The organism is Micromonospora sp. PRAS1 (genome assembly GCF_059553435.1).
Window position 1 is genome coordinate 188,796 of the sequence record NZ_JCANNB010000005.1, and the last position, 22,254, is coordinate 211,049.

Consider the following 22,254-nt stretch of genomic DNA (forward strand, 5'->3'; position numbering starts at 1 on the left):
GAGGAGTCTGCGTGCTGGGATTCGTCCGGCTGGGACCTACCCGGCCGGGGCGCCGAGGACCTCGGAGAGCGGAGCCGGCTCGAGGCCGCGTTCGGCGAGTCCGGCCAGGATGTGGGGCAGCGCCTCGTCGGTCATCGGCGCGTTGGCCTCCGTCACGTGCAGCACGATCACCGAGCCGGGCCGTACCCCGTCCAGGACGGCCCGCACGATCGGCCGCCAGGCGGTCGCGAAGGGATCACCGCTCACCACGTCTCCGTCGACGACCGTGAGGCCGAGCGGGGCCAGTTCGGTGAGCGCTGTCTTGTCGTGGCAGAGCCCCGGGAAGCGGAAGTAGCGGGTCTGCCGGCCGCCGTACTCGGCCACGATGTCGAAGGTGCCGGCCACGTCGGCGGTCATCTTCCGCCGCTCGATCCGGGGCAGGCCGTAGCAGTCCGCCGTGAAGGCCAGGTGCCCGTAGGTGTGGTTGGCCAACTCGAAGCGGGGATTGGCGGCGAGCCGCCGGGTCACCTCCGGGTACTGCTCGACCCACTTGCCGGTCAGGAAGAAGGTGGCCGGCACCTGGTCCTGCTCCAACCGGTCGATGATCTTCAGGTTCGCGTACGACCGGACGGCGCCGCTGCGCAGTTGGTACCGCATGGCGTCGGTCATGTCCGCGTCGAAGGTGAGCGCCACCTTGTTGCCGGTACGCGGACCGTGGTCGACCACCGGCGGCAGTGTTCCCGGCGGGGTCGCCCCGGGCAGGGTGGCGGTCTGCGGGTTGGCCGTCTCGGTCGGCCCGGATCCGGCCGCCGTCGGGGTGCCCGTCGCTTCGGACCCCGCCGGCCCCTGGTCGGCGACCGCCGTCCGGTCCCCGGTGGGTGGCTCTACGAAGGTGCCGACACCTTCGGGCTGCCGGAGCGGATTCACGACGACAAGCAGGGCCACCGCACTGAGCACGGCGGCGGCGGTCGCGATGAGCGGAACGCGGGAGATTCTTCCGGGCACCGCGAGATCTTCTCAACTCCGCTCGGCGGGTGGCGACCGCCGAGCGGCTGGTTACCGCGACCAGCGCGGTGGAGCCGGCCCGCGCGTACCGTCGGTCAGACCCGGAAGCCGGCCTCCCGGGCGGCCTGACGCTCCCGGCGGCGATCCGCCCGACGGCGGAGAAACCAGGGTAGGAAGAGGACGAAGCCGACCAGGAACGCCAGCACCAGCACCGGCAGAATGATCGCGACGAGCGACATCAGCACGCTTGTGGCGTCCTCGGCGGTGCTCGCCACCGGGGCACCGATCCCGGCCGTGGTCGCGTTGATCACCGGTCGGGCGGCGGACTTGAGCAGGTGTACGCCGAGCGCGATGAGCACTCCGACCAGCACCGGCAGCCACTGGCCGGTGCTGCCGAAGAAGCTGTCCGGGTCGGTCACCGTCACCGTGTCGGCGGCCGACCCCGCGCCGAACGCCAGGCCGCCGGCGGTCGGCCGGACCACCGTCTGCACCACGTCGTTGATGTGGTCGACCACGGGCACCTTGTCCGCGACGACCTCGACGGCGAGCAGCACGGCGAGGATGCCCAGCACCCACTCGTTGCCGAGCCACTGCCAGCCGCCGGGAAGGTCGATCATGCTGGTGTAGCGGGCCAGCAGACCCGTCACCAGCAGGGGGATGTACGCGTTCAGCCCCGCCGAGGCGGCGAGGCCGGTACCGGTGAGCAATTCGAGCACCATCACAGCATCGCACCGGCACGCCAGCGGTGCTCGGTGGCGATTCCTGCCGGCTCCGCTACCCTCGTCGGGTGCGGTTGGTGATTGCGAAGTGCTCGGTGGACTATGTCGGACGGCTCTCGGCCCACCTGCCGCCGGCCACCCGGCTGTTGATGGTCAAGGCGGACGGGTCGGTCTCCATCCACGCCGACGACCGGGCGTACAAGCCGTTGAACTGGATGAGCCCGCCGTGCCGGCTGGAGGAGGCACCCGGCGTCTGGCGGGTGGTCAACAAGGCCGGCGAGGAACTGCGGATCACCCTGGAGGAGATCTTCCAGGACACCTCGTACGACCTCGGTGTCGACCCCGGGCTGCGCAAGGACGGGGTGGAGGCGCACCTCCAGGAACTGCTGGCGGCCAACCCGGAGACCCTCGGCGAGGGCTTCACCCTCATCCGGCGCGAATACATGACCGCCATCGGCCCGGTCGACCTGCTCTGCCGGGACGCCAACCAGGGCACCGTCGCGGTCGAGGTGAAGCGGCGCGGTGAGATCGACGGCGTGGAGCAGCTCACCCGCTACCTCGAACTGCTCAACCGCGACCCGCTGCTCGCCCCGGTGACCGGGATCTTCGCCGCGCAGGAGATCAAACCGCAGGCCCGGGTGCTCGCCACGGACCGAGGCATCCGCTGCGCGGTGCTGGACTACAACCGGCTACGCGGCATCGAGCGCGACGAACTCACCCTCTTCTAGCCTCCGCCGGCCGAGGTGCCCGGCCCGAGCCGGTGCGGGTCACCTGCCGTACAGCGTCTTGATCACCTTGACCAGGCGGGCGACGTCGGCCGGGGTCCGCTCGAAGGTGGTCGAGGGGAGCAGCGACCGGGCCCGACGGCGGGTGACCGCCTTGGCGCGGGCGAACTCGCGCAGCCCGTCCTCGCCGTGGATGCGGCCGAAACCCGACTCGCCGACGCCGCCGAACGGGAGGGTGGACATCCCGGCGAAGGTGAGGGTCGAGTTGACCGAGGCCATCCCGGAGCGCAGTCGCCGCGCGATTGCCGTCGCGCGACGCCGGCCGAAGACCGAGCCACCCAGGCCGTACGGCAGGGCGTTGGCGCGGGCGATCGCCTCGTCCGCGTCGCGGACCCGGTTGACGGTAAGGGTGGGGCCGAAGGTCTCCTCGCGGACGGCTGCGGAGTCCTCGGGCACGTCCACCAGCACCGTGGGGTGCGCGTACGGCGGTTGCACCGCCTCCGGCCCGCCGAGTGCCGCCCGACCACCCCGGGCCAGTGCGTCGGAGATGTGCCGGCGGATCACGTCGAGTTGGCTGGGCATGGTGATCGGGCCGATGTCCGCGTCCTGGGCACCGACGGTGAGCCGCCCGGCGCGTTCGACGACCTTCTCGACGAAGGCGTCGAAGACCGGCTCGACGGCGTAGACCCGCTCGATGCCGATGCAGGTCTGGCCGGCGTTGGTCATCGCGCCCCAGACGCACGCCTCGGCGGCGGCGTCCAGGTCGGCGTCGGTGTCCACGATCATCGCGTCCTTGCCGCCGGCCTCCACGAGCACCGGGGTCAGCGTCTCGGCACAGGTCGCCATCACCTTCTTCGCGGTCGCCGTCGAACCGGTGAAGGCGAGCTTGTCGACACCGGCCCGGCACAGCGCCGCGCCGACGTCGCCGAGCCCGTGCACCGCGGTGAACACCGGTTGCTCGGGCACCACCTCGGCGAAGGTGTCGACAAGCCACTGCCCGACGACCGGGGTGTACTCGCTGGGCTTGAAGACCACCGTGTTGCCGGCGGCCAGCGCGTACGCGGCGGAGCCGATGGGGGTGAAGACGGGGTAGTTCCATGGGCCGATGACGCCGACCACCCCGTACGGCTGGTACTCCAGGTGAGCCGAGAACTCGGCCAGGACCAGCCGGGAACGGACCTGGCGGGGACCGAGCACCCGACGCGCGTTGCGTGCCGCCCAGTCGACGTGCTCCACGGAGGTGACGATCTCGACAAGCGCGTCGGGAATCGGCTTGCCGCCCTCGGCGTGCACCAGCTCCGCGAGTTGCTCCATCCGTTGGGCGAGCAGGCGTCGCCAGCGCAGGAGTCGGTCGCGCCGGCCGGTGAAGCCGAGCCCCGCCCACCACTGGCTCGCGGCGCGCGCCTGCTCGACGGCGCGGACGACCTCGGCCGTGCCCGCGACCGGGACGCGTCCCGCCTCGCCGCCCGTCGCCGGGCTGGTCGAGACCAGGTGGTCGCCCTCGATCACCACGCTGCCGGCAAGCTGAACAGCCTTCATGGCGGAAGTCTAGACCCGGTTGCTACCGGCCGGTAGGGGAGCTGGCGCGCCGGCCGGCCCGGTGCTGTCGAGCCCGATCACCACAAGGGCCGAACGGAAAGTGTCCGCCTGGTCACTCATGGGTGGCCGGGTGGCGGTGCAGGCGGCCATCTCGTGATGACACCCTGACGCAGGGTGACCGTACGGTGTTGGGGGAGCTGACTGTCCATGGAGGAGAATTCGCAGTTGTCGCCGCTGCTGACCGTGGCGAGCGGTCCGATGCGCGGGGCCGGGTTCCGGTTGGGGCGGCAGCCGCAGGTGATCGGCCGGGATCCGCGGGTCGACATCGTCATGCCCGACCCGCACCTGAGTCGGCGGCACGTCGAGATCCGGCTGACCGACGAAGGGGTGTCGCTGGAGGACCTGGGTTCCACGAACGGCACCTGGGTGAACGGCGACCGGAGCAGCGGCCTGACCTGGCTCGCCGACGGCGACGTGATCCGGCTCGGCCGCACCGAGCTGCGGTTCCACGACCCGGGGGTGGCGCGGACCGATCCGGTGGGGCTGAGTTTCGGTGCGGCCCTGACGGGCCGACGGCAGACCCTGATGCTCCCCATGACCTCGGCCGACGCGACGTCCGGGCCGGAGGTCGGCGCGCCGGGCGTCGACGCTGCCGGGGGTCGCGTACCGGCTTCGGTCGGCACCTCCTAGCCGGTGACATGGCCCACCGCGCCTCGACAGGCCGGTGCCACGTGGCAGACTCGCGCCCATGACCTTAGCGGCCGTTCAATTCCGGCCGGTGCCGAGCGGACAGGGGAGGCCGGGGCGTGGCGCGTGAGTTCACCAGCGTGGGTGTGGTGGGGTTGGGCACCATGGGTGCCGGGATCGTAGAGGTCTTCGCCCGCAACGGCATCGACGTGGTCGCGGTGGAGATCTCCGAGGCGGCCCTGGAGCGCGGGCGGGCCAACCTGACCGGCTCCACGGACCGGGCGGTGGCCCGGGGCAAGCTCACCGAGGCCGACCGGGACGCCCTGCTGGGCCGGGTCACCTTCGCCGTCGGGCTGGACGCGCTGCGCTCGGTGGACCTGGTGATCGAGGCGGTGCCCGAGCGCCTCGACATCAAGCAGCGGCTCTTCGCCGAGCTGGACCGGATCTGCCAGCCGGAGGCCATCCTCGCCACCAACACCTCGTCGCTTAGCGTCACCGAGATCTCCGTGGCCACCGCCCGTCCCGAAAAGGTCGTCGGGCTGCACTTCTTCAACCCGGCACCGGTGATGAAGCTGGTCGAGGTCGTGCGTACGGTGGTCACCTCGGCCGACGTGGTCGCCGACGTGGAGGCGCTCTGCGGGCGCCTCGGCAAGGTCGACGTGACAATCGGGGACCGAGCCGGGTTCATCGCCAACGCGCTGCTGTTCGGCTACCTCAACCACGCCATCGGCATGGTCGAGGCCCGGTACGCCAGCCGCGAGGACATCGACGCGGCGATGAAGCTCGGTGCCGGGCTGCCGATGGGGCCGCTCGCCCTGCTCGACCTGATCGGCCTGGACACCGCGTACGAGATCCTGGAGACGATGTACCGGCGCGGCGGGCGCGACCGTCGGCACGCCCCGGTGCCCCTGCTCCGGCAGATGGTCACCGCCGGGCTGCTCGGTCGCAAGTCCGGCCGGGGCTTCTACACCTACGAGCGACCCGGTTCGTCCCGGGTCGTACCGGATGAGCAGACGCCGGGCCCGGCGGCGGCCGAGGCGCGCCGGATCGCGAAGGTGGGCGTGCTCGGCTCCGGCGTGCGGGCCGCCGGCCTCGTCGAGGCCTTCACCGACGCCGGCTACGAGGTCGTGCCGGTCCGGTCGGAGGCGGCGCTGGAGCCGCTGGCCGACGTCGACCTGGTGATCGAGGCGGTGGTCGAGGAGTTGGACGCCAAGAAGGCGCTCTTCGCCCGCCTGGACGAGACCTGCAAGCCCGGCGTCGTGCTGGCCACCACCACCTCGTCGCTGCCGGTGATCGAGGTGGCGATGGCCACCAAGCGCCCGGCCGACGTGCTGGGCCTGCACTTCTTCGACCCCGCGCCGACCACGCCGCTGGTGGAGATCGTGCAGACGATCCGCACCTCGGCGGAGACCACCGCCACCGCTCAGGCGGTCTGTGCCGCCCTCGGCAAGACGGGCGTGACCTGCGGGGACCGGGCGGGTTTCATAGTCAACGCGCTGCTGTTCCCCTACCTCAACGACGCGGTGCGGATGCTGGAGGCCAACTACTCGACCGTGGACGACATCGACCATGCGATGAAGCTCGGCTGCGGCTATCCGACGGGCCCGTTCGCCCTGCTCGACCTGGTCGGCCTGGACGTGGCGCTGGACCTTCAGCGGAGGCTCTACCAGGAGCTGCGCGAACCCGGGCTCGCTCCGGCACCGCTGCTGGAGCAACTGGTCACCGCCGGCCACCTCGGTCGGAGAACCGGCCGGGGCTTCCGCTGAGCGGTAGGCGGGACGTCGGAGCCCGCGCCGGGTCGGCGCCGCCCCGGTCGTACGCTGGGCGATGTGAGCCCTCGTCGTAACCGTCCCCGCCCTGCGGACGCCGAACGCCTGGACGTCGAGCGGGCCCGGCACGGCGTCGCCGCGGTGCAGCAGTGGCGGGACGGCGACTGGCAGGTACGCGGGATCAGCGGCGGGGCGTCGGTCAAGACGTACCGCTGTCCCGGGTGCGACCAGGAGATCCGTCCCGGTGTGGCGCACGTGGTCGCGTGGCCGGCGGACGAGCGGGGCGACCTCACCGACCGGCGGCACTGGCACAGCGGGTGCTGGCGGGCCCGCGATCGGCGCGCCCCGCTCATCCAGCGTGGTCGCGGCGCACCCCGGCACGGCTGACCCGGCAGTGCCCTTCCTTACACCTCAGCGGCCCGGCGGGCGGCGCGGCTGGGCAGGCGGGAGACTGTAGGGATGAGCAGAACGATCCGCGCCTCCTCGATCCTGCCCGGCCACCGCGCGGACATCGAGCTGCACACCGCGGACGGGCTGCGTCTGGTGGGCGAGCTGGCCCGACCGGTCGACCGGACACCGGCGGCCACCCTGGTCTGCCTGCATCCGCTGCCCACCCACGGCGGAATGATGGACAGCCACGTCTTCCGCAAGGCGGCCTGGCGGCTGCCCGCCCTGGCCGACGTGGCGGTGCTCCGGTTCAACACGCGCGGCACCAGCAGCGTGCGCGGCACCAGCGAGGGTGCCTTCGACTCGGCCGTCGGCGAGCGCTTCGACGTGGCCGCCGCCATCGAGTACGCCGAGTTCCACGAGCTGCCGAACATCTGGCTGCTCGGCTGGTCGTTCGGCACCGACCTGGTGCTCAAGTACGGCTGCGATCCGGCGGTGGCCGGGGCGATCCTGCTCTCCCCGCCGCTGCGCTACTCCGAGCCGGCCGACCTGACCCACTGGGCGGAGTCCGGCAAGCCGCTTACCGCGCTGGTGCCGGAGTTCGACGACTACCTGCGCCCGGAGCAGGCCCGCGAGCGGTTCGCCGCGGTGCCGCAGGCCGAGGTGGTCGGGGTGCCGGGCGCGAAGCACCTCTGGGTCGGTGACGCCGAGACCGTGCTCGACGAGGTGGTCCGGCGGGTCAACCCGACGGCGTCGGTACCGCTCCCCACCACCTGGGACGGCCCGATGGAGACCGGCGACGCCAGCGCGTACGCCGACCGCACGGTGGCCGCCTTCGCGGACGTCCCGGTGACGGGCCCGCAACAGCGTCGGGCCGAGTAACCGGCTCAGCGGGCGTCCTGCCGGGGGATCACCACCTCGCGCAGGATGAGCTGGGCGGCGGCCACGGTCGGGATGGCGATGAGCGCCCCGATCACGCCCAGCAGGGAGACCCCGAGCAACGCGGCGACCAGCGCAGCTACCTCGTTCACCTGCACCGACCTTCGCATGATCTTGGGGTAGACGAGGTAGTTCTCGATCTGCTGATAGACCACGAAGAAGACCGCGCAGGCGATGCCGACGGAGGGGCTGGTGGCGAAGCCGACCAGGCTGACGATCACCGCGCCGAGTGTCGCGCCGATCTGCGGGATGAGGTCGGTCACCGCGACCACCACCGCCAGCGCGAACGGGTACGGCAGGCCGACCGCCAGCGCGAAGACGAAGGCGACCGCGCCGGCCAGCACCGCGATGGTGAGCGCCCCGACCATGTACGCGCCGACCTTGGCGAGGATCTCGTCACCGATCAGTTGCACCCGCTCGCGCCGGGACCGGGGCACCAGCGCGTAGCCGAGGTCGCGCATCCGATCGAAGTAGACCAGGAAGTAGATGGTAAGCACCAGCACGGTCAGCACCCGGAACACGGTGCCGAACACCAACTGGGCACCGCCGAGCACGCCACCCAGCGCCCGGCCGACCACGTCCGCACTGGCCGCCTCCTGCGCACGGCGCATCAGGTCGAAACGTACGACCAGGTCGTTGACGGTCTCGTTGCGCCGCAGCGCCTCCAGGTAGCTGGGTAGCTGCTCGATGAACTGCCCGGTCTGCGTCACGATCGGCGGTACCAGGGCCAGCACGCCGGCGAAGAGCAGCGCCAGGACGGTAAGCACGACGACCGCCACGGCCAGCGCGCGCGGCAGCCCCCAGGACCGCAGCCGGACCACCGCCGGGTGCAGGCCCACCGCGAGGAACAGCGCGATCACCACCAGGACCAGGATTCCGGCCGCGTTGCGCAGGCCCAGATAGACGGCGTACGCGAGCAGCACACCTAGCGCACCGGTGAAGCCGACCAGGAAGCTGTTGCGCCGCAGCGGACGCCCGGGGGTGCCGAACCGGCCGGCGTCCCCGCCTGCCGTGCTGTGCTGGCCTGCCGTGGTGTCCCCGCTTGCTGTGGTATCTCCGGCGACCGGGCGCTGCGCCGGCATGACCCGAGTGGGTGCCGGCGGGTGCGCTGGTTGGGCCGGCGGGTAGGCCGGGTGCGGCGGCGGGTGCGCCGGGGCCTGGTCGGGCTCGGCGGCGGAGGCCGCCATGGGCTCGTGACCGGAGCCTGCCGCCCCCGTGGTCGAATGTCCCGCCTTGTCCTGCGCCATTCGGCCTCCCCGTTCTCGCCCGGTGGCTCAGCGTCGAGTGATCCGGGCGACGAAGCGGCGCCAGCTCTGCGGCGTGAAGGTGAGTACGGGGCCCTGCCGGTCCTTGCTGTCGCGAACCGCCACCACGTCGGGCAGGTTGTCTGCCACCTCGACGCAGTCGGTGTTGCCGCTGCGGGTGGCCGTGCGCCAGGTCGCCCCGTTCAGGTCCATGACTTCGCCACCTTCTTGAGGAGTTGGATCGACTGCTGGCGGGGGAGCGCCTCGTTGCGTACCGTCTCCCACCGCGCCGACAGGGTAGCCAGGTCCGTCTCGCCGTCGGTCGGCGAGGCCGTCAGTTGGTTCTCCATGATCGCTACCCAGCCGCCCTCCACTCCCCGGGCCAGCGAGAAGGGCCCGGAAAGACCAATGTGCACCCCGACGCTGAGCGGGATGACGTGCACGCTGACGTTCGGGCGCTCGGCACAGGCGATCAGGTGCTCGATCTGGTGCACCATCAGCGGCCAGAAGCGTTCGTCCCGCCGGTGCAGGATCGCCTCGTCGATGACCGCGATGAGCTGGGGCGGGTCCGGCTGGTCGAGGATGGCCTGCCGGTCCAGCCGGGCGGCCACCCGCTTCTCCACCTCCTCGTCGCTGAGCAGGTCGTCGCAGCGGATCACCGCGCGGGCGTAGCCCTCGGTCTGGAGCAGGGCCGGGATCAGCGTGGGCTGGAAGACCCGGAGCTGTTGGGCCAGGCGTTCGGCGTCCAGCCAGGGCAGGAACCAGGAGGGCTGCGCCTCCCGCTCGGCGATGCGCAGCAGGGCCATCAGCAGCCCGCCGGAACGCAGCACCTCGTCGGCGCGGGCGAGGAAGGGCCGGTCGTACGGCCGGCTGCCGGTCTCGACTGCCGAGACCATCGATGCTGAGTAGTGCACCTGTTTGCCGAACTCCTCCTGACTGAGCCCGGCGGCGACGCGTAACCGGCGTAGCTGGGCCCGGATCAGATCGGCTGTCGACTCCTCCACAAAGCCTCCACAGTGACGGGCCGAGGACCACTCGGCATTCTCCGGCGGCACCCCGGTTGCGCAGCGGTGCCACGACCGGCCTCGATGACTTCCGACAGTAGCGGTGCGGTCACCAAACTGTCAGCCATGCCGGGCCGGTGCGCTGCCAGGAAGGGCGTGGACGGGTCCAGGCGGGGCCGCCCCTCTTCCCCCGGGCGGGGCGGCCCCATCCAGCCACTTTGGGTACGTCTGTTGTCGCTATCGCAGCAACAGACGTACCCAAAGTTTCCGAAGGGAGATCGTCGGCATGATCGGTAGCAGACTGCCGACCCCGGGCCGTGGTCCCCACCCCGAGCGTCCACGCGCCGCCGGCCGTCGCCCGCCGCATACCCCGCTGCGGCCGACCTGGTGTTGCCGCTCAGACGGGCAGCCCTGGCCCTGTGGCGAGGCACGGTTACTGCTCCGGCTGGAGTACGACGCCAACGCGGTCGGTTTGACCATCTACCTCGCCGGCCTGATGTACGAGGCGATGCGCGACCTCTACCACGTCAACCCGCACGACGGTCCGGAGCCGCAAGCGCTCTTCGACCGCTTCGTCGCCTGGGGAGCCTCCCGTCGTACGGTCGCCGCCGATCCCGAACCGTCGTGAGCCGCTACAGCCCTGCTCAGCCCGCTGCTGCAACGGGCCGCCAACAAGCTGGCCTGCCACCGTCAACCGAGCATCGGGCCCGGCCGACGGTGCGTCCTGCCGCCAGTCTCAATCCGAACTGACCTTGCTCGGCTTGGCGCTACGTTCGTCGGTGGTCGGCTTGCTCGGCCGCTTGCCGTTCTCGCCGGTGCTGGTGATCTTCGTCGGGGTGGCACCCCGGCCGCCCTCACCCGGCACGGCCGCGACCGTCGGCTCGCCGTCCACCCCGGCGCTCGCGGCGCTGCCGTCGACGGTGGTCGGCTCGGCGGCCGGTTTGGTCGCCGGTGCGTCCGCGACGGTGGTGACCGGCTCCCCGACCGGCTTGGTCGCCGGGAGGACGTCCGTGCCAGGCTTCGCACCGTTGGCGGAGGTGCCGGCGGGGACGGCGACCGGCCCGTCGGTGCCCGGCCGTCCGTCGTCGGCCGACGCGTCATCGGAGGTGGCGGCGGCAGCGGCCAGCGCGGTCGAGCCGGCGGACACCGACGTACCCGGGCCGGCGGGAGCGGGCGAGGTCGGGCCGTCCGGCGTCGTGGCGGCTTCCAGGCGTAGTTCGAGCAGCTTGCGCTGCAACTCGTCGGACTCCTGGCGGGACTTCCAGGTTTCCTGGCGCAGGTCGGCGAGCTGCTGCTGGGCATTGGCGATCTCCAGCATCACCTGGGCGAGCTGCTGGCGGCTGGCCGCCGCCTCCTGCTGGGTCGCGGCCAGGTGCTGCTGGGTGGTGGCCAGGTGCTGCTGGGTGGTGGCCGCGTACTCCTCGAACTGGCGGCGGGAGGAGGCCACGTACTCGTCGGCCTCGCGTCGGGTGCTGGCGGCGTACTCCTCCGCCTCGCGTCGGGTGCTGGTGACGTACTCGTCGGCCTCCCGGCGGGTGGCGGCGGCGTACTCGTCCGCCTCTTCGCGCAGCGCGACGGCATCCCGCTCGGCGGCCTGACGGACCTGGTCGGCACCCTGCTCGATCTCGTTCTTCCGGGCGGTGTACTCCGCCTCCAGCTCCGCTCGGCGGGTCTCGAACCCGGACTCCAGCTCGGCGGTGCGGGTGCGGATCTGCTCGTCGAACTCCGCGGTGCGGGTGCGGATCTGCTCGTCGAGTTCCGCCGTGCGGGCGCTGATCCGCTGGTCCAGCTCGGCGTTCCGGTTCTTGTACTGCTTCTCCAGCTCGTCACGGCGGCTGGTGAACTCGCGTTCGGCGGTCGCCCTACGCTCAGTCAACTCGCGGTCCGCCGCCTCGCGTCGGGCGTTCACCTCCTTCTCCACCCCGGCCCGCCAGGCACCCAGCTCCTGCTGTGCCTGGGACCGCGCGTGCTGCACGTACGCCTCGGTCTCGCCGCGCATGCGTTGGGCGTACGCCTCGGTCTCGGAGCGGGTGCGCTTGGCCGCCTCGGTGGCCTGAAGGGTCAGCCGCTCCGCCTCCTGGCGGGCCTTGTCGCGGGTGGCCCGCCCGGCCTCGGCGGCGTCGTCGATGATCTGCTTGGCCTCCTGGCGCGCCTTGGCGTGGGTGGCCCGGCCAGCCTCGGTGGCCTGGTCGACCAGTCGCTTCGCCTCCTGCTGGGCGCCGGCGTGCACCTCCTTGGCGGCCTCGCGCAGCTGGGTCGCCTCCTGCTGGGCGGTGGCCAGCGCGGTACGCGCCGCCTCGCGCAGCTTGGTCGACTCCTGCTGGGCGCGGGCGTGGATCTCCTTGGCGGCGTCCCGGAGCTGCGTGGCTTCCTGCTCGGCCCGGGCCAGTGCCTCCTGGGCGGCCTTGCGCAGCCGGGCGGCCTCCTCCTTGGCCGATCTGGCGGCGGCCTCCGACTCCGCCCGCCGCGCCGCGGCCTGCCGCTCCTCCTCGGAGCGTCGGGCGGCCAGGGCGATCTCGAAGTCCTTGAGCGCCTTCGCGGCCTCGGCCCGGGCCTCCTCGATGATGTGCTCGGCGGCGGCCCGGCGGGCCTCGATCTCCTCGTTGGCGGCGGCGAGAATGTCCTCGGCCTGCTCCTCGGCCAGCCCGAGGATCTGTTCGACCCGCGGGCCGAGGTGCCGGAACGCGGCCCGGTCCACCACCCCGACCTGCTTGCGCACCTGGGCCAGGTCACGTTGCAGCACCTCGACCTGGCCGGCCAGCTTGTGGATCTGGGTGTACGCCTGCTCCCGCTCGGCCGCGAGCGCCGCGATCTCGTGCTCCGCCCGAGCGACGTACCGGTCCACCTGCCGTTTCTCGTACCCCCGCAGGGCGGACTCGAAGCTGGGCTCCGTGGTCACGTCCCCGCCGAGGGCGAACAGTTCCTCGCCGTGCGACATACACCCATCCTCACACGCATCCGACCCTGCTGGGGCGATACGGACGCCCAGGATTGGGGAGCTGTTTCACGCATCGGGACAGGTGGTCGGGAGGTAGTTCGGCGGCGGTCGATCACCGGGTGGGCGGGCCGGCCGCAACGCAGGGCGGCGCGGGGTGTCACCGGTCGACCGATGTCACCCCGCGCCGTGGATCATGCCCCGGTGGTCCTGCTCAGCTGGAGGTCTCCGCGGTCACCTTCTCGTCGGCGTCGTCCGCCTTCTTGGCCGGCGCCTTCTCCGGTGCGGCGGCGTTCGAGTTGGGCACGCCCGGCACGATGCCGGCCAGGCCGGAGAGCATCTGCCCGAGCTGGGAGGTGACGGCGTCCTTCTGGCGGGTGAGGTCCTCGACCTCGCGGCGGGCCGCCTGGGTGGTCAGCTCGGCCTCGGTGCGGGCCTCGTTGAGCAGGCGCTGGGACTCGGCCCGGGCCTCGTTCAACGTCCGCTCCGACAGCGCCTTGGCCTTCTCGACGGTCTCGGTGGCGGTGCGCTCCGACTCGACCCGGCGGGCCTCGGCGCGCTGCTCGATCTCCTTGGCCCGCTCCTGCGCGGCCCGGGCCCGCTGCTCGGCCTCGTTGACCAGCTTCTGAGTCTGTGCCACCTGGGCGGCGTGCCGCTCCGACTCCTCGCGCTCGGCCTTCTCCCGCCGCTCGGCGAGCTGAAGCTCCAGGGCCTGGAGGTCCTTGTCGCGCTTGTCCCGGGCGTCGGTGAGCAGCTTGGTCGCCTCCGCGCGCTTCTCCTCGGCCTCGCGGGCGGCCTTGGCCCGCTGCTGAGTGATCTCCCGCTCGGCGGTGGCCCGCAGGGTGGCCACCTCCCGCTCGACCGTGGACTTCAGCTCGGCGACCTCGTGGGCGGTCACCGTGCGCAGCTGCTTGGTCTCCCGCTCCGCGTCGGCGCGCAGGGTGTCGGCCTCACGGCGGGCCTGGACCCGAACCTCGGCGGCCTCCCGCTCGGCGGCGGTGCGGACGTTGCCCGCCTCCCGCTCGGCGGTGGCCTTCATCGCCGCGGCCTCGGCGCGTGCCTTGTCGGTGATCTCCCGCGCCTCCAGGCGGGCGGCGGAGAGGATGCCCTCCGACTCGCGCTTGGCCTCGTTGCGGTGGTCGTTGGCCTGCTCCTCGGCGAGCCGGAGGATCTGCTCCACCCGGGTGCCGAGGCCGGACAGCGTGGGCCGGCTGTTCTCCTCCAGCTGCTTGCTGGTGTCGGTGAGCTTCTGCTCCAGGGCGGTGAGCCGCTGCTCGGACTGCCGGAGCCGGCGCTGCGCGTCGTTGAGCGCCTGCTCGGCGTCGGCGCGGTCCTTGTTGGCCTGGCTCAGCGCGGCGTTGAGCCGGCCGATGAAGTCGTCGACCTGACCGGTGTTGTATCCGCGCAGGCCAACCGTGAAATCGGGCTGCGAGTTCGCGTTATCGAAGAACGCGAGAGGGGAGGACGGTTGCTGGGGCATTGGGACATACTGGCAGACGCCCCGGGGTGCTTCGCAAGAGCGGGCCGTCCTCATTACATGGTCAACTCGACGAGCCGTCGCGGGGGCGTCTCAAGGGGCGATCTTGCCAGCTCCCGGGGGAGTCGGGCGGCACGGAGCGTGACGTGGAATAGGACAGTGCGGCGCGCCCGCTGGACCCATTGTTCCCATCCCACGAATGGGCGTCCGGTCGAGTGGGTGAAAGCCAATCGCGGTTCGCCGAATGGCCATCGGTGACTCGTCCGTCAGGTCGACGTCGCCCGACCCGGCCGATCCGGTCGCGGCACCGGCCGGGTCCTCGACCGGAGCCGGGGTACCCGGCGGATCATCGACTGCGCGGCGCGCGGTGAGCGCCGCGCAGCGAGCAGCGTCTTGTTAATAGGGGGCCCTTCCTATGCACCAGGCGATAGGAAGGGCCCCCTCCTTACACCTGGACGAGTTCGATGAGGACGCCGCCGGCGTCCTTGGGGTGGACGAAGTTGATCCGGGAGCCGGCCGTGCCCCGCCTCGGTGTCTCGTAGAGCAGGCGGAGACCGCGTGCCCGCAGCGCGGTGCAGGCGGCATCGAGATCCGCCACGGTGTAGGCCACCTGCTGCACACCCGGACCGTTGCGGTCGAGGAACTTCGCGATGGTCGACTCGGGGGTCAGCGGGGCGAGCAGCTGTACGCAGCCGCCCTCGGTGGTCGGCCCGACGGCCAGCATCGCCTCGCGTACGCCCTGCTCGGTGTTGGTCTCGGTGTGCACGCAGCGCATGCCGAACGTCCGCTGATAGAAGTCGATCGCGGCGTCCAGGTCCGCGACCGCGATCCCGACATGGTCGATGCGGAGCAGACCGATGTCTGTGACATAGTCGGCAGCGGGCTCGACGGGGGAGTTCTCAGGCATGGCGTTAGTCTGGCCGAACATTCGTTAAGGCGTACAGGTCGGCACCCCCTCGGAGGCAGGTATGGCTTCGGTGATCGTCAGCGGCGCGCGGACCCCGATGGGGCGCCTGCTGGGTAACCTCAAGGACCTCCCGGCGACCAAGCTGGGCGGGATCGCCATCTCCGCGGCGCTGGAGCGGGCCGGGATCACCCCGGACCAGGTGCAGTACGTGATCATGGGGCAGGTGCTCCAGGCCGGCGCCGGGCAGATCCCGGCCCGCCAGGCGGCAGTGGCGGCGGGCATCCCGATGTCCGTACCGGCCCTGACGATCAACAAGGTCTGCCTCTCCGGCCTGGACGCGATCGCCCTGGCCGACCAGCTCATCCGGGCCGGCGAGTTCGACATCGTGGTGGCCGGCGGCATGGAGTCGATGACCAACGCCCCGCACCTGCTGCTCGGCCAGCGCGGCGGCTACAAGTACGGCGACGTGACCCTCAAGGATCACATGGCGCTCGACGGCCTGAGCGACGCCTGGGACTGCTGTTCGATGGGCGAGTCCACCGAGCGGCACGGCAGCACCCGCGGCATCACCCGGCGGGAGCAGGACGAGTTCGCCGCCGCCAGCCACCAGCGGGCCGCCGCCGCGCAGAAGAACGGTCACTTCGCCGACGAGATCACCCCGGTGGTCATCCCGCAGCGCAAGGGTGACCCGCTGGTGATCAGCGAGGACGAGGGGATCCGGCCGGACACCACAGCCGATTCCCTGGCCAAGCTCCGCCCGGCCTTCACCGCCGACGGCACCATCACCGCCGGCAGCTCGTCGCCGATCTCCGACGGCGCCGCGGCGGTGGTCGTGATGAGCAAGGCCAAGGCCAAGGAACTCGGTCTGGCCTGGCTGGCCGAGGTGGGCGCGCACGGCAACGTCGCGGGGCCGGACAATTCCCTGCACTCGCAGCCGTCCAACGCCATCCAGCACGCGCTGCGCAAGGGCGGGCTGAGCGTCGCCGACCTCGACCTGATCGAGATCAACGAGGCGTTCGCCCAGGTCGGCATCCAGTCCACCCGTGACCTCGGGGTCAGCCCGGACAAGGTCAACGTCAACGGCGGCGCGATCGCGCTGGGGCACCCGATCGGCATGTCCGGTGCCCGGCTGGTGCTCACCCTCGCGATGGAACTCAAGCGGCGCGGCGGCGGCACCGGGGCGGCGGCGCTCTGCGGTGGCGGTGGTCAGGGCGACGCGCTGATCATCCACGTGCCCGCCCCCGCCGAGGGTGGTCAGTGAGCGCGAGGAGTGAGCCGGTTTTGCGAGCCCCGCAGTCGCGAACGAAGGTGGCTCGGGTGAGCGCGAGGAGTGAGCCGGTTTTGCGAGCCCCGCAGTCGCGAACGAAGGTGGCTCGGTGAGCCGGTCCGACGGCGGCGTGCCGGCTGCGGCCACCGGCTCGGTGCGCCGCAGCCGGGACGTTCCGATGCTTGTCGAGCGGGCCCGCGAGGGTGACGCCCGCGCGGTGGCCCGGCTGATCACCCTGGTCGAGTCCGGCGACGAGACGTTGCCGGCGATCGCCGCGGCGCTCGCCCCGCACACCGGTCAGGCCCAGGTGGTCGGCCTGACCGGCTCGCCCGGCGTGGGCAAGTCGACCACCACGAACGAGCTGGTGCGCGCCCTGCGGGCGCGGGGGCACCGGGTCGGCGTGCTGGCCATCGACCCGTCCAGCCCGTTCACCGGCGGGGCGATCCTCGGTGACCGGGTGCGGATGCAGGACCACGCCACCGACCCGGGCGTCTACATCCGTTCGATGTCCAGCCGGGGCCATCTCGGCGGGTTGTCGGCGGCCACTCCGCAGGCGGTCCGGGTGCTGGAGGGCGCCGGCTGCGACGTGGTGCTCGTGGAGACCGTCGGTGTCGGGCAGGCCGAGGTCGAGGTGGCCTCGCTTGCCGACACCACGCTGGTGCTGCTCGCGCCCGGCATGGGCGACGCGATCCAGGCGGTGAAGGCCGGCATCCTGGAGATCGCCGACATCTTCGTGGTCAACAAGGCCGACCGGGACGGTGCCGACGCCACCGTCCGGGACATCCAGGGCATGATCGCCCTCGGCGAGCGCGGGCCGGGCGAGTGGCGTCCGCAGGTGGTGCGGGCGGTGGCCGCCCGGGGTGAGGGGATCGACGACGTCGCCGCCGCGATCGACAAGCACCGTGGCTGGCTGGTGGAGCACGACGAGCTGCGCCGCCGCCGGGAGACGCGGGCCGCCGCCGAGATCGAGGCGATCGCGCTCGGTGCGCTGCGGGCCCGGATCGGCTCGCTGCGCGACGGTACGCAGCTGTCCGCGCTCGCCGCCGAGGTGGCCACCGGCGCCACCGACCCGTACACCGCAGCCGACGCGCTGCTCGCCTCGCTCTGAGCCGGGCCGCGCGTCCACTGCGGACGGGCGCTGGCGGTTACGCTCGCACCGCCGGCGCAGCCGCGCGGGTGGGGTGACGGGCGGTGGAGAGAGCATGGACCACGAGATGACGCAGGAGTTGGCGATGACGCCGGACGCGGTGGCGGGCGGGCGTACGCACATCTCGGACGAGGTGGTGGAGAAGATCGCGGTGGCCGCGGCGAAGGCCGTGCCCGGCGTGGTCGAGCTGGGTGGCGACATCGCCCGGTTCTTCAACGCGGTGCTCGACCGGGTCGGGTTGGACCAGGTGGGCGATGCCCGGCGGGGCTGCTCTGCCCACGTCACCAACGGCGGCGCGGTGATCAACCTGGTCATCGTGATCGACGCCGGGCATCCGGTGCCGGAGGTGACCACGGCGGTGCGGGCCGGGGTGACCCAGGCGGTCGAGGCGTACGGGCTGCGGGTCGACGAGATCAACATCCGGGTCGACGACGTGGCCATCGGCGGGCCGGCCGCCTGAGTCGGGGCGGCTCGGTTACCGCCCGGTACGAGTTTCCTTAGCGATCGTTCAGGCGGGGCTCTAGACTCGACGTGCAGTCGAGGACTCGAGGAGGAGCCCCGGGATGAACGCCGACGAGATCGCTGCCGGACGGGCCCGCTGGCAGGCCCGGTACGACGCCGCCCGGAAGCGGGACGCCGACTTCACCACGCTCTCCGGGATGCCCGTCGAGCCGGTCTACGGGCCCCCGGAGGGCGTCGCGTACCCGGGCTTCGAGCGGATCGGGTGGCCGGGGGAGTTTCCGTACACCCGAGGTCTGCACCCGACCGGCTACCGGGGGCGGACCTGGACCATCCGGCAGTTCGCCGGGTTCGGAAACGCCCGGCAGACAAACGAGCGCTACAAGATGATCCTCGGTGCCGGCGGCGGTGGCCTCTCGGTCGCCTTCGACATGCCCACCCTGATGGGGCGTGACTCCGACGATCCGCAGTCGCTCGGCGAGGTGGGGCACTGCGGGGTGGCGGTGGACAGCGCCGCCGACATGGAGGTGCTCTTCGACGGCATCGACCTGGCCGGGGTCACCACAAGCATGACCATCTCCGGTCCGGCCGTGCCGGTGTTCTGCATGTACCTGGTCGCCGCCGAGCGGCAGGGTGCCGACCTGTCCACGCTCGACGGAACCCTGCAGACCGACATCTTCAAGGAGTACATCGCGCAGAAGGAGTGGCTCTTCGACCCCGAGCCGCATCTGCGCCTGATCGGCGACCTGATGGAGTACTGCGCGGCCGAGATCCCGCGCTACAAGCCGCTCTCGGTCTCCGGCTACCACATCCGCGAGGCCGGCTCGACCGCCGCGCAGGAGCTGGCGTACACCCTCGCCGACGGCTTCGGCTACGTCGAGCTGGGGTTGTCGCGTGGCCTCGACGTCAACGTCTTCGCACCCGGGCTGAGCTTCTTCTTCGACTCGCACGTCGACTTCTTCGAGGAGATCGCCAAGTTCCGGGCCGCCCGCCGGATCTGGGCCCGCTGGCTGCGCGACGTCTACGGCGCCACCAGCGAAAAGGCTCTCTGGCTGCGGTTCCACACACAGACCGCCGGGGTGTCGCTGACCGCGCAGCAGCCGGTCAACAACGTGGTCCGGACCGCAGTCGAGGCGCTCGCTGCGGTGCTCGGCGGCACGAACTCGCTGCACACAAACGCGCTGGACGAGACCCTCGCGCTGCCCACCGACTCCTCCGCCGAGATCGCCCTGCGTACCCAGCAGGTGCTGATGGAGGAGACCGGGGTGACAAACGTGGCCGACCCGCTCGGCGGCTCGTGGTACGTCGAGGCGCTCACCGACCGGATCGAGGCCGAGGCGGAGGAGATCTTCGCCCGGATCCGCGCGCTGGGCGGCGAGGGTCCGCACGCCATTGGCCCGATGACCGCCGGCATCCTGCGTGGCATCGAGGACGGCTGGTTCACCGGCCAGATCGCCGAGTCGGCGTTCGTCTACCAGCAGGCGCTGGAGAAGGGCGACAAGAAGATCGTCGGGGTCAACTGCCACACCGGTACGGTCGCCAAGGAGCTGGAGATCCTGCGCATCTCGCACGAGGTGGAGGTGGCGCAGCGCCGGGTGCTCGCCGAGCGGAAGGCCGGCCGCGACGACGCCCGGGTACGCGCCGCGGTCGAGGCCATGGTGGCGGTAAGCCGGACCGGGGAGAACATGATCCCGGCGATGCTCGACGCCGTCCGGGCCGAGGCCACGCTCGGCGAGATCTGTGACGCATTGCGCGCCGAATGGGGCGTTTACCGCGAGCCCGCGCGGTTCTGACATCCGCCCCATCAGGGCGGCTGGGCAGCGGTGACGGGCGTAACTGCGCGGGCCGCGGTTGATCTGAGTTCGGCAAATCGCGTGCGAGACTAGATAACCATGAGCGACCCACGGATCACCTCGTCGATCTTCACCCGCGGCGCGGTCGACCTCAGCGCGCTGCGCAGCCCTGCCCCCAGTTCCGCCCCTGCCCCGGCACAGGCGGGTCCCCCCGCCGGTGCGCCCGGCGGCGCCGTCGGCGGCGTCACCGTCGTCGACGTGACCGAAGCGACCTTCCAGTCCGAGGTCCTGGAGCGCTCGCTGACCACACCCGTGGTGGTGGACTTCTGGGCGGAGTGGTGCGAGCCCTGCAAGCAGCTCTCGCCGGTGCTGGAACGGCTGGCGGTGGAGGGCGGCGGCGCCTGGGTGCTCGCCAAGGTCGACGTGGACGCCAACCCACGGCTGGCACAGATGTTCCGGGTGCAGGGCATCCCGATGGTCTACGCGGTCGTCGGCGGGCAGCCGGTCGACGCCTTCTCCGGAGTGGTGCCCGAGGCACAGCTGCGGCAGTGGATCCAGGCCGTGCTCAAGGCCGGTGGCGTGGCCGTGGCGGCACCCGAGGACCCGCGCCTGGACGAGGCGGACGACGCCCTGATGACCGGTGATCTGGACGCCGCCGAGCGCGCGTACCGGAAGATCCTGGCCGAGACCCCGGCGGACGCCGCAGCGGAGGCCGGGCTGGCCCAGGTCGGGCTCGCCCGCCGGGTGGCCGGCACCGACCCGCAGGCGGCACTCACCGCCGCGGCGGACGCTCCGGACAATGTCGACGCCCAGCTGCTGGCGGCCGACGTCGAGGTGCTCAGCGGGCTGGCCGAGCAGGCGTACCAACGGCTGGTCGGGCTGGTCCGGCGCACCGCCGGTGACGACCGGGAGAAGGTACGCCAGCACCTCGTCGGCCTCTTCACCATCGCCGGGCCGGAGGACCCCGCGGTCGCCTCGGCTCGCCGGGCACTGGCCAGCGCCCTGTTCTGAAAGCACTGCCACGCCAGCGCGGGCCGGCGTAGCGCCGCCGGCCCGCCGCAGACATCGAAGGACGGGAGCCAAGGTGAGCGCGAGGAGTGAGGTTGCGAGCCCCGCAGTCGCGAACGACAGCGGCCCATGATGCGCCGGATCGCCGTCCTCGACGCGCCGAGCAACCTCGGCCTGCGCCCACCCACGCCCACCTCGGTGCCGGGCTGCGGGAAGGCCCCCGGTGCGCTACGCGACCAGGGTCTGCTGCCCCGGCTGCGGGCGCGCGACGCTGGCTGCCTGACGCCGCCCCGCTACGACGCCGGTGACTGGCGGCCGGGCGACGGGGTGTGCCACGCGCGGGAGATCGCCGACTACTCGGTGGCGCTGGCCGACCGGATCGGGGCCATCATCGACCGCAGCGAGTTCCCCGTGGTCCTCGGCGGCGACTGCTCGATCCTGCTCGGCTCGGCGCTGGCCATGCATCGGCTCGGCGAGGCGGTCGGCGGCCGGATCGGGCTGGTCTTCGTCGACGGCCACTCCGACTTCCGGCACCCGGGCAACGCCTCGTACGTGGGCGCGGCGGCCGGTGAGGACCTCGCCCTGGTCACCGGGCGGGGGCAGGCCGACCTGGCGGCGATCGAGGGCCGGCGGCCCTACTTCCGCGACATCGACGTGGTGGTGCTCGGCATCCGGGCCCAGGACGAGTACCGGCTCGACCTCCAGGCCGCCGGGATCATCACCAGACCGGTGCCGGCGCTGCGGGCCGAGGGCGCGGCGCGTACCGCCCAGTGGGCGCACGAGCAACTCGCCGACTGCGCCGGCTACTGGGTGCACATCGACGTGGACGTGCTCGACCCGGCGGTGATGCCGGCGGTCGACGCCCCCGACCCCGGCGGCATCGCCTTCGCCGAGCTGGAGATCCTGCTGGCCGGCCTGGTGGACACCCCGCACTGCCTCGGCGTCGAGCTGACCGTTTTCGACCCCGACTACGACCCGGACGGCGGGTACGCCGCCGAGATCGTCAACACCGTCGTCGCCGGCCTGCGCCCGGTCACCGCCCCCGGCTCGGTGCCGCCCCGCCTGCTCGCGCCGCGTCCGGCCCCGGCACCCCGCCCGGCGCCGCCGGCTGATCCGCCGGCGAGCGCGGACGATTCGACCGATGACCCGGAGGCGCCGCGGGATGCGGCGGACCTCGCCGTGCTGGGCGAGCGGATGGGCGACGGTCAGCAGCCGGTGCCGCTCGACGAGCCGCTGCGGGACGCGGAAACGGCATGACCGTTAC

General features: G+C 72.1%; 21 protein-coding genes. 12 read left to right on the forward strand and 9 right to left on the reverse strand.

Translation table 11 applies throughout. From position 1 onward, the window contains the following. Nucleotides 1–36: 36 nt before the first annotated feature. Entirely contained in the window at nt 37–984 is a 948-nt protein-coding gene (locus AC507J_RS07460) for a polysaccharide deacetylase family protein (RefSeq protein ID WP_496288323.1), read from the reverse strand. A gap of 95 nt (nt 985–1,079) precedes the next feature. Then, nucleotides 1,080–1,700: a DUF4126 domain-containing protein gene (locus AC507J_RS07465; protein ID WP_496288374.1), complete on the reverse strand. Its 621-nt coding sequence runs from the start codon at nt 1,698–1,700 to the stop codon at nt 1,080–1,082. 71 nt (nt 1,701–1,771) lie between these two features. Here AC507J_RS07465 and nucS point away from each other — a divergent pair, with 71 nt between their 5' ends. Further along, entirely contained in the window at nt 1,772–2,431 is a 660-nt protein-coding gene (gene nucS, locus AC507J_RS07470) for an endonuclease NucS (protein WP_496288324.1), read from the forward strand. A gap of 39 nt (nt 2,432–2,470) precedes the next feature. Here the strand turns inward: nucS and AC507J_RS07475 are convergent, their stop codons facing one another. Beyond that, nucleotides 2,471–3,967 carry an aldehyde dehydrogenase family protein gene (locus AC507J_RS07475; RefSeq protein ID WP_496288325.1) on the reverse strand — a complete coding sequence of 499 codons (1,497 nt, stop codon included), beginning with the start codon at nt 3,965–3,967 and terminating at the stop codon, nt 2,471–2,473. 207 nt (nt 3,968–4,174) lie between these two features. On the opposite strand from AC507J_RS07475, the gene AC507J_RS07480 reads away from it, so the two are divergent. The 4 genes from AC507J_RS07480 to AC507J_RS07495 all read left to right on the forward strand — a co-directional run bounded on the left by AC507J_RS07480 (nt 4,175) and on the right by AC507J_RS07495 (nt 7,692). After that, on the forward strand, nt 4,175–4,657 hold the full coding sequence (locus AC507J_RS07480) for an FHA domain-containing protein (RefSeq protein ID WP_496288326.1): 483 nt from the start codon (nt 4,175–4,177) through the stop codon (nt 4,655–4,657). Between the two features lie 116 nt (nt 4,658–4,773). After that, nucleotides 4,774–6,420 (forward strand): 3-hydroxyacyl-CoA dehydrogenase family protein, encoded by a 1,647-nt coding sequence (locus AC507J_RS07485; protein WP_496288327.1) that lies wholly within the window; start codon nt 4,774–4,776, stop codon nt 6,418–6,420. A 63-nt stretch (nt 6,421–6,483) separates the two neighbouring features. After that, entirely contained in the window at nt 6,484–6,810 is a 327-nt protein-coding gene (locus AC507J_RS07490) for an Rv1322 family protein (RefSeq protein ID WP_496288328.1), read from the forward strand. A 72-nt stretch (nt 6,811–6,882) separates the two neighbouring features. Next, nucleotides 6,883–7,692, forward strand: a complete 810-nt coding sequence (locus AC507J_RS07495; protein WP_496288329.1) for an alpha/beta hydrolase — start codon at nt 6,883–6,885, stop codon at nt 7,690–7,692. Nucleotides 7,693–7,697: 5 nt separating this feature from the next. On the opposite strand, the gene AC507J_RS07500 is transcribed toward AC507J_RS07495, so the two are convergent. The 3 genes from AC507J_RS07500 to AC507J_RS07510 all read right to left on the reverse strand — a co-directional run bounded on the left by AC507J_RS07500 (nt 7,698) and on the right by AC507J_RS07510 (nt 9,997). Next, entirely contained in the window at nt 7,698–8,831 is a 1,134-nt protein-coding gene (locus AC507J_RS07500; RefSeq protein WP_496288330.1) for an AI-2E family transporter, read from the reverse strand. Nucleotides 8,832–9,023: 192 nt separating this feature from the next. Beyond that, nucleotides 9,024–9,206 carry a DUF397 domain-containing protein gene (locus AC507J_RS07505; RefSeq protein WP_496288331.1) on the reverse strand — a complete coding sequence of 61 codons (183 nt, stop codon included), beginning with the start codon at nt 9,204–9,206 and terminating at the stop codon, nt 9,024–9,026. Next, nucleotides 9,197–9,997, reverse strand: coding sequence for a helix-turn-helix domain-containing protein (locus AC507J_RS07510; protein WP_496288332.1), 801 nt, complete (start codon nt 9,995–9,997; stop codon nt 9,197–9,199). Before AC507J_RS07510 ends, AC507J_RS07505 begins: the two co-directional genes overlap by 10 nt. A gap of 286 nt (nt 9,998–10,283) precedes the next feature. On the opposite strand from AC507J_RS07510, the gene AC507J_RS07515 reads away from it, so the two are divergent. After that, entirely contained in the window at nt 10,284–10,625 is a 342-nt protein-coding gene (locus AC507J_RS07515; protein ID WP_496288333.1) for a hypothetical protein, read from the forward strand. A 108-nt stretch (nt 10,626–10,733) separates the two neighbouring features. Here AC507J_RS07515 and AC507J_RS07520 read toward each other — a convergent pair whose 3' ends face one another. From AC507J_RS07520 to mce, 3 genes are all read right to left on the reverse strand, one after another. Next, the gene (locus AC507J_RS07520; protein ID WP_496288334.1) at nt 10,734–12,935 is read right to left on the reverse strand and encodes a hypothetical protein; all 2,202 of its coding nucleotides are present in this window, start codon (nt 12,933–12,935) and stop codon (nt 10,734–10,736) included. Between the two features lie 211 nt (nt 12,936–13,146). Further along, nucleotides 13,147–14,412 (reverse strand): DivIVA domain-containing protein, encoded by a 1,266-nt coding sequence (locus AC507J_RS07525; RefSeq protein WP_496288335.1) that lies wholly within the window; start codon nt 14,410–14,412, stop codon nt 13,147–13,149. 442 nt (nt 14,413–14,854) lie between these two features. Then, a complete protein-coding gene (mce, locus tag AC507J_RS07530) occupies nt 14,855–15,316 on the reverse strand; it encodes a methylmalonyl-CoA epimerase (RefSeq protein ID WP_496288336.1) in 462 nt (153 codons plus the stop codon). Between the two features lie 61 nt (nt 15,317–15,377). Between mce and AC507J_RS07535 the strand changes: the two genes are divergently transcribed. The 6 genes from AC507J_RS07535 to AC507J_RS07560 all read left to right on the forward strand — a co-directional run bounded on the left by AC507J_RS07535 (nt 15,378) and on the right by AC507J_RS07560 (nt 22,247). Continuing rightward, complete coding sequence (locus tag AC507J_RS07535; protein WP_496288337.1) at nt 15,378–16,577, forward strand: acetyl-CoA C-acetyltransferase; 1,200 nt, start codon at nt 15,378–15,380, stop codon at nt 16,575–16,577. A 184-nt stretch (nt 16,578–16,761) separates the two neighbouring features. Continuing rightward, on the forward strand, nt 16,762–17,691 hold the full coding sequence (gene meaB / locus AC507J_RS07540; protein ID WP_496288375.1) for a methylmalonyl Co-A mutase-associated GTPase MeaB: 930 nt from the start codon (nt 16,762–16,764) through the stop codon (nt 17,689–17,691). Between the two features lie 94 nt (nt 17,692–17,785). After that, nucleotides 17,786–18,190: an Asp23/Gls24 family envelope stress response protein gene (locus AC507J_RS07545; RefSeq protein ID WP_496288338.1), complete on the forward strand. Its 405-nt coding sequence runs from the start codon at nt 17,786–17,788 to the stop codon at nt 18,188–18,190. 103 nt (nt 18,191–18,293) lie between these two features. Further along, nucleotides 18,294–19,982: a coenzyme B12-dependent isobutyryl-CoA mutase large subunit gene (gene icmA, locus AC507J_RS07550; protein WP_496288339.1), complete on the forward strand. Its 1,689-nt coding sequence runs from the start codon at nt 18,294–18,296 to the stop codon at nt 19,980–19,982. A 99-nt stretch (nt 19,983–20,081) separates the two neighbouring features. Continuing rightward, nucleotides 20,082–20,993, forward strand: coding sequence for a tetratricopeptide repeat protein (locus AC507J_RS07555; protein ID WP_496288340.1), 912 nt, complete (start codon nt 20,082–20,084; stop codon nt 20,991–20,993). Nucleotides 20,994–21,119: 126 nt separating this feature from the next. Beyond that, complete coding sequence (locus tag AC507J_RS07560) at nt 21,120–22,247, forward strand: arginase family protein (RefSeq protein ID WP_496288341.1); 1,128 nt, start codon at nt 21,120–21,122, stop codon at nt 22,245–22,247. The last annotated feature ends 7 nt before the right edge of the window (nt 22,248–22,254 follow it).

What these genes read in the sequence shown, in the direction of transcription:
- AC507J_RS07495 (WP_496288329.1), top strand. Translation starts at nt 6,883, where the DNA reads ATGAGCAGAACGATCCGCGCCTCCTCGATCCTGCCCGGCCACCGCGCG.
- AC507J_RS07535 (WP_496288337.1), top strand. Translation starts at nt 15,378, where the DNA reads ATGGCTTCGGTGATCGTCAGCGGCGCGCGGACCCCGATGGGGCGCCTG.
- AC507J_RS07520 (WP_496288334.1), bottom strand. Translation starts at nt 12,935, where the DNA reads ATGTCGCACGGCGAGGAACTGTTCGCCCTCGGCGGGGACGTGACCACG.
- AC507J_RS07555 (WP_496288340.1), top strand. Translation starts at nt 20,082, where the DNA reads ATGAGCGACCCACGGATCACCTCGTCGATCTTCACCCGCGGCGCGGTC.
- AC507J_RS07500 (WP_496288330.1), bottom strand. Translation starts at nt 8,831, where the DNA reads ATGCCGGCGCAGCGCCCGGTCGCCGGAGATACCACAGCAAGCGGGGAC.
- AC507J_RS07505 (WP_496288331.1), bottom strand. Translation starts at nt 9,206, where the DNA reads ATGGACCTGAACGGGGCGACCTGGCGCACGGCCACCCGCAGCGGCAAC.
- AC507J_RS07480 (WP_496288326.1), top strand. Translation starts at nt 4,175, where the DNA reads ATGGAGGAGAATTCGCAGTTGTCGCCGCTGCTGACCGTGGCGAGCGGT.
- AC507J_RS07560 (WP_496288341.1), top strand. Translation starts at nt 21,120, where the DNA reads ATGATGCGCCGGATCGCCGTCCTCGACGCGCCGAGCAACCTCGGCCTG.
- icmA (WP_496288339.1), top strand. Translation starts at nt 18,294, where the DNA reads ATGAACGCCGACGAGATCGCTGCCGGACGGGCCCGCTGGCAGGCCCGG.
- AC507J_RS07525 (WP_496288335.1), bottom strand. Translation starts at nt 14,412, where the DNA reads ATGCCCCAGCAACCGTCCTCCCCTCTCGCGTTCTTCGATAACGCGAAC.
- AC507J_RS07475 (WP_496288325.1), bottom strand. Translation starts at nt 3,967, where the DNA reads ATGAAGGCTGTTCAGCTTGCCGGCAGCGTGGTGATCGAGGGCGACCAC.
- meaB (WP_496288375.1), top strand. Translation starts at nt 16,762, where the DNA reads ATGCTTGTCGAGCGGGCCCGCGAGGGTGACGCCCGCGCGGTGGCCCGG.
- mce (WP_496288336.1), bottom strand. Translation starts at nt 15,316, where the DNA reads ATGCCTGAGAACTCCCCCGTCGAGCCCGCTGCCGACTATGTCACAGAC.
- AC507J_RS07515 (WP_496288333.1), top strand. Translation starts at nt 10,284, where the DNA reads ATGATCGGTAGCAGACTGCCGACCCCGGGCCGTGGTCCCCACCCCGAG.
- AC507J_RS07545 (WP_496288338.1), top strand. Translation starts at nt 17,786, where the DNA reads ATGGACCACGAGATGACGCAGGAGTTGGCGATGACGCCGGACGCGGTG.